General features: G+C 59.9%; 5 protein-coding genes. 1 reads left to right on the top strand and 4 read right to left on the bottom strand.

Annotation, left to right across the window (positions count from 1 at the left end; genetic code table 11):
* Positions 1–276 precede the first annotated feature (276 nt).
* The gene (locus tag QZL71_RS12115) at positions 277–2,625 is read left to right on the top strand and encodes a diguanylate cyclase (protein ID WP_294648950.1); all 2,349 of its coding nucleotides are present in this window, start codon (positions 277–279) and stop codon (positions 2,623–2,625) included.
* A gap of 65 nt (positions 2,626–2,690) precedes the next feature.
* Here the strand turns inward: QZL71_RS12115 and QZL71_RS12110 are convergent, their stop codons facing one another.
* From QZL71_RS12110 to QZL71_RS12095, 4 genes are all read right to left on the bottom strand, one after another.
* On the bottom strand, positions 2,691–3,272 hold the full coding sequence (locus QZL71_RS12110) for a hypothetical protein (RefSeq protein ID WP_005944427.1): 582 nt from the start codon (positions 3,270–3,272) through the stop codon (positions 2,691–2,693).
* Positions 3,273–3,274: 2 nt separating this feature from the next.
* Positions 3,275–3,496, bottom strand: coding sequence for a YdbC family protein (locus QZL71_RS12105; RefSeq protein WP_120079997.1), 222 nt, complete (start codon positions 3,494–3,496; stop codon positions 3,275–3,277).
* Positions 3,497–3,592: 96 nt separating this feature from the next.
* Positions 3,593–4,021, bottom strand: coding sequence for a hypothetical protein (locus tag QZL71_RS12100; RefSeq protein WP_294648949.1), 429 nt, complete (start codon positions 4,019–4,021; stop codon positions 3,593–3,595).
* 66 nt (positions 4,022–4,087) lie between these two features.
* The coding region (locus QZL71_RS12095) for an SbcC/MukB-like Walker B domain-containing protein (protein WP_294648948.1) at positions 4,088–4,564 on the bottom strand (477 nt) is incomplete at its 5' end.

Genomic DNA, 4,564 nt, shown 5'->3' with positions numbered 1-4,564 from the left:
CCGAACAGCCTCCACAGCCCGGACCAGAGGCTCCGCAGCCTGCTCAGCCGGACTGGAAGCCCCAGACCAGATTGGAGCACCTCTCGGTGGAGCTGATGAACTGGTTCGACGATATGATGGGCGCATGATGGAAAGCTGGATGATCTGCAAAAAAAGCAGATATGAGTGAAATGAAAAGCTGCTGCAAAGCGCAAAGCTGTTGCAGCAGCTTTTTTGTGGTCCGGTAGGAAACGGAAGACCCTGCGGCCGGAAGTACAGGAGCGAGGATCGGTTGAGATGGAACCAAAACAGAAAATACTGATCGTGGATGACTCGGAGATCAACCGTGCCATGCTCAAGGAGATTCTGGGCGAGGGCTACGAATATCTGGAAGCCGAGAACGGCCTGCGCGCGATCGAAATTCTGCGCAGACGCACCGATATCGCGCTGGTGCTGCTGGACCTGATCATGCCGGAAATGGACGGCTTTGATGTGCTGCGGGTGATGCAGTGCTATGCATGGCAGGAGGAAATCCCGGTCATTGTGATCAGCGCGGCAGAGGACAACCGAAGCGTCGAGCGCGCCTATGATATGGGCGTGGCCGATTACATCCGCCGCCCGTTCGAGCGGGTCATGGTGCTGCGCCGGGTGAAGAATGCGCTCATGCTTTACGCAAAGCAGAAGCGCCTTACCCGCCTTGTGACCGATCAGGTATACGAAAAAGAGCACAACGGTGTGCTGATGATCAACATTCTGAGCCATGTGGTGGAGTTCCGCAACAGCGAGAGCGGCCAGCATGTGCTGCACATCCGCACCCTGACCGGCCTGCTCCTGCATCAGCTGGCGCAGAAGACGGACCGCTACCAGCTGGATGAGAGTGATATCTCGCTGATCAGCACAGCATCGGCGCTGCACGATATCGGCAAAATCATGATCCCGGAAGAGATCCTGAACAAGCCCGGCCGCCTGACCGAGGAAGAGTACGCCACCATCAAGACCCACACCACCGAGGGTGCCAGGATCCTGAAGGGGCTTGCCATCGGGCAGGACGAACCGCTGGTAAAGGTGGCACACGCTATCTGCCGCTGGCACCACGAGCGGTGGGACGGCGGCGGCTACCCGGACAGGCTCAAGGGCGACGAGATCCCCATTGCAGCACAGGTGGTGGCACTGGCCGATGTGTACGACGCACTGACCAGCGAGCGCTGTTATAAGCAGTCCTACAGCCACGAAAAGGCCGTTGACATGATCCTGCACGGCGAGTGCGGCAGCTTCAATCCGCTGCTGATGGAATGCCTGAAAGAATCCTCGGAGTTGTTGCGCACAGAGCTGCAGCGCTCGGAGTATGACCGCGGTTTCCGCCACGAGACCCGCCGCCTTTCGGAGGAGATCCTGCACCGCGAAGCTCTGCCCCGTGAGGATCGTGCCCAGCGCCTGCTGGATCTGGAACGGGAGCGCACCGCTTTTTATGCCGAGCAGCGCGGCGGTATTCAGTTCGATTACGATATACTCAGCGGCAGCGTGACCGTGGTGAACCGCTACGAGGACCCGGTCAACCGAACCCAGAAGCTGGACTTTGATAAGGGCATGGGCCTGACATTTCTCTCCGGCAAGGACCGCCGCAAGCTGCTGGATGCCATTGCAGCCGCAACGCCGGAAGAGCCGGATGCCGCATTCTTGGTGCTGATCGCGGTGGATCAGGAATACCGGCTGCACCGGCTGGTGATGCACACCATGTGGAGCCGCGCCGGTGTGCGCCACTGCGTAAGCGTGGTGGGCCAGATCACAGATGACCATGCCCGCCTGCAGGAGCTGATGCTGGGCGATGTGAACAGCGACCAGCCGGAAGCACTGCTGGAACGCCTGAAGGGCATTTTTGACATTGTGCGTCTGGTGGACCCGGAAAGCACCAAGGTGCTGAGCCTGGGCAAGGATGGCCGGCTGACCGAGATGCCCGGCACCTGCCACATGGTGTGGAACAAATCGGGCCGGTGCGAAAACTGCATTTCCAGTAAGGCCCTTGCCCGCAAGGAATCCCTGAATAAGATCGAATTCAAGGACGATCAGGCTTATTTTGTCATGGCAAAGTATGTGGAAGTGGGCGGACGCGGCTGCGTGCTGGAAATGGTGTCCAAGCTTTCGGACGGACGCTGGCTGGATATGGGCGGCCGCCGGATGCTGCTGGACCGCGGCTCCAACTTTGACCGCAGCGCCTTTGTGGATTCGCTGACCGGGGCATACTCCCGCCAGTACTTCGAGTGCTTCCTTGCGGAGAGCGAACAGGTGGAAGGCGTAGTGATGATCGACGTGGATCACTTCAAGGAGGTCAACGACCGGTTCGGCCATCTGGTGGGCGATAAGGCCCTGCAGAGCGTGGCACAGTCCATCCTGAGCAACCTGCGCCAGACCGATGTGCTGGTGCGCTATGGCGGCGATGAATTCCTGCTGCTGGTGCCGCACATCCGGCCCGGGGAACATGTGATACAGCGCGTGCGGGAGGCTGCGGCCAGTGCCAGAGTAGAAGGCTACCCGGAGCTGGAGCTTTCGGCCAGTGTTGGCGGTGTGTGCGGTGTACGTCCGCTCACCGAGGCCATCCGTCAGGCAGATGAAAAAATGTACCAGAACAAGGCCGAGCGCAAAAATTAAACAAAACAAAGCCCGGACAGGCTGCAGTGTCGCACTGCTGTGCCTGTCCGGGTATTTTTGTTTTTTCAGCGCACAGCGCTGGTGCGGTGCTCCATCAGATAGGTGGCTTCCAGATCAGCGATGTGCAGCTTGACGGCAAGGGGATACTTGTCGTAGGCTTCCGAGATGGCAAAGCAGCCGCCCCGGGCCGCATCGTCAAAGCCGCCCATGTGCCAGCGGATGGCAACGGCTTCCTCGATGTGCAGCTTCATGAACCGCTCGATGAGGAATACGCTCTTTTCGCCGTGGCCGTAGGGGAACAGGTCTTCCACGCTGTAGCTGGGCACCTTTTCCCACTGGCCGGTGGCTTCGTTTTTCACGTTGCGGGTGCCGGGCTTGTAGTAGTTGGCCTTGCACAGATCGTGCAGCAGTGCACAGATGGCAAAGGTCTCCTCGCTGTCGCCCTCGGTAAAAAAGGTGTCGTGCAACGCATGGTAGACGTTCAGGCTGTGCATACACAGCCCGCCCTCACACGCACCGTGGAACCGGGTGGAGGCCGGTGCCGTAAAGAAATCGGTCTTATGGTCCAGCCAGTCCAGCAGCTTTTCGCTGCCGGGGCGGGTGATGTGCTGCTGCCAGATCTGCAAAAACTCTTCGCGGCCGCCCATGCTTACAGCTCCAGCTCGTCCAGAAGGCCCTTGAGGATGGCCATTTCGTCGTGGCTCAGGGAAATGCCCTTGCCCATGCGGGTGCCGTCCGGGGACCAGTCGCGGATGTCGTACTTGGGTTCGCCGTCGTTCCAGCTGATGAGGTTCAGCTGACGCTCCCAGCCGCGGGGACGCTCCGAGAGAACTGCAATGCGCTGAACAACTTCATATTTGATCTCTGCCATGATGCAAAACCTGCCTTTATCTTTGTTTGCTACCATAATAAGGGAAGCGGACGCAGATTTCAACAGGTAGAGCAAAAATAATTTGAAAAATTTTTGTTAGCCGTAAGGTGCATCCTCACGCCAGTCCACAAGGCTCAGCACCTGAGAAGCATCCTCGTCCGGGGCCGGATGGCAGGAATGGGTGTGCTGGTCTGTGCTGAACAGTCCGGGTGCATAGTGGGCCATCACGCTGGTCTGCACATCCCCGGCCAAAAATTCCCGGGCGTTCTTCTGGTAACAGGCGGCCGGGGTGCCGTTGGTCATGGGCACACCCTGCGGGGCGCTGTTTGTGTCCGGGTGCGGGGTCTGGCCCGGTGTTTCGATCTGCGGCGGCACCTGTGTGCCGGGGGCAGCGGGGTCGCCTGGCAGCAGGGGATCCGGCTCCCTGCCTAGCGGCGGGCTGCAGCGGGTGCAGCTGTTTTCCGGTGCGGCGGCAGTGCCGGGCTGGTGTTCCAGCTCGTGGCGGATAAAGGGCGTCAAGCTCATTGGAAAATCACCTCCGCCCATAGGATGCCCCGAAAAGACGCAACTTATAAAGGGGCCTGCGGTGTTTCACACGATCAATTCTACGGTAGAGCCGCCGGTGCGGGCTTTGCGCACCACCACCTGTCGGTCGATGCGGTCTTTCAGAGCGCCTACGTGGGAGATGATGCCCACCAGCCGGTCGCCCTCGGTCAGCCCTGCAAGTACGCGCATGGCCTGTTCCAGCGATTCGTCATCCAGACTGCCGAAGCCCTCGTCGAGGAAGAGCGTGTCCAGACGGATGCCGCCTGCCGCGCTCTGTACTTCGTCCGAAAGGCCCAGTGCCAGCGCCAGCGATGCCTTGAAGCTTTCGCCGCCGGAAAGGGTCTTGACGCTGCGGCGGGTGCCGTTGTAGTGGTCGATGATGCCAAGGTCCAAGCCGGACTGGCTGCGCTGGTTCTCGGCACCAATGCGCTCCAGCTCGTACTGCCCGGCGGTCATCTGCATCAGGCGGGTGTTGGCGTGGCGCAGGATGCGGTCCAGATAGTTCATCTGGATATAGGCTTC

This window comes from uncultured Faecalibacterium sp. (assembly GCF_900066275.1).
GTDB lineage: Bacteria > Bacillota > Clostridia > Oscillospirales > Ruminococcaceae > Faecalibacterium > Faecalibacterium taiwanense.
This window is presented reverse-complemented; position numbering and strand designations above follow the sequence as displayed.

Coding starts and splice junctions, on each gene's coding strand:
- QZL71_RS12115 (WP_294648950.1), top strand. CDS start 277: ATGGAACCAAAACAGAAAATACTGATCGTGGATGACTCGGAGATCAAC.
- QZL71_RS12110 (WP_005944427.1), bottom strand. CDS start 3,272: ATGGGCGGCCGCGAAGAGTTTTTGCAGATCTGGCAGCAGCACATCACC.
- QZL71_RS12105 (WP_120079997.1), bottom strand. CDS start 3,496: ATGGCAGAGATCAAATATGAAGTTGTTCAGCGCATTGCAGTTCTCTCG.
- QZL71_RS12100 (WP_294648949.1), bottom strand. CDS start 4,021: ATGAGCTTGACGCCCTTTATCCGCCACGAGCTGGAACACCAGCCCGGC.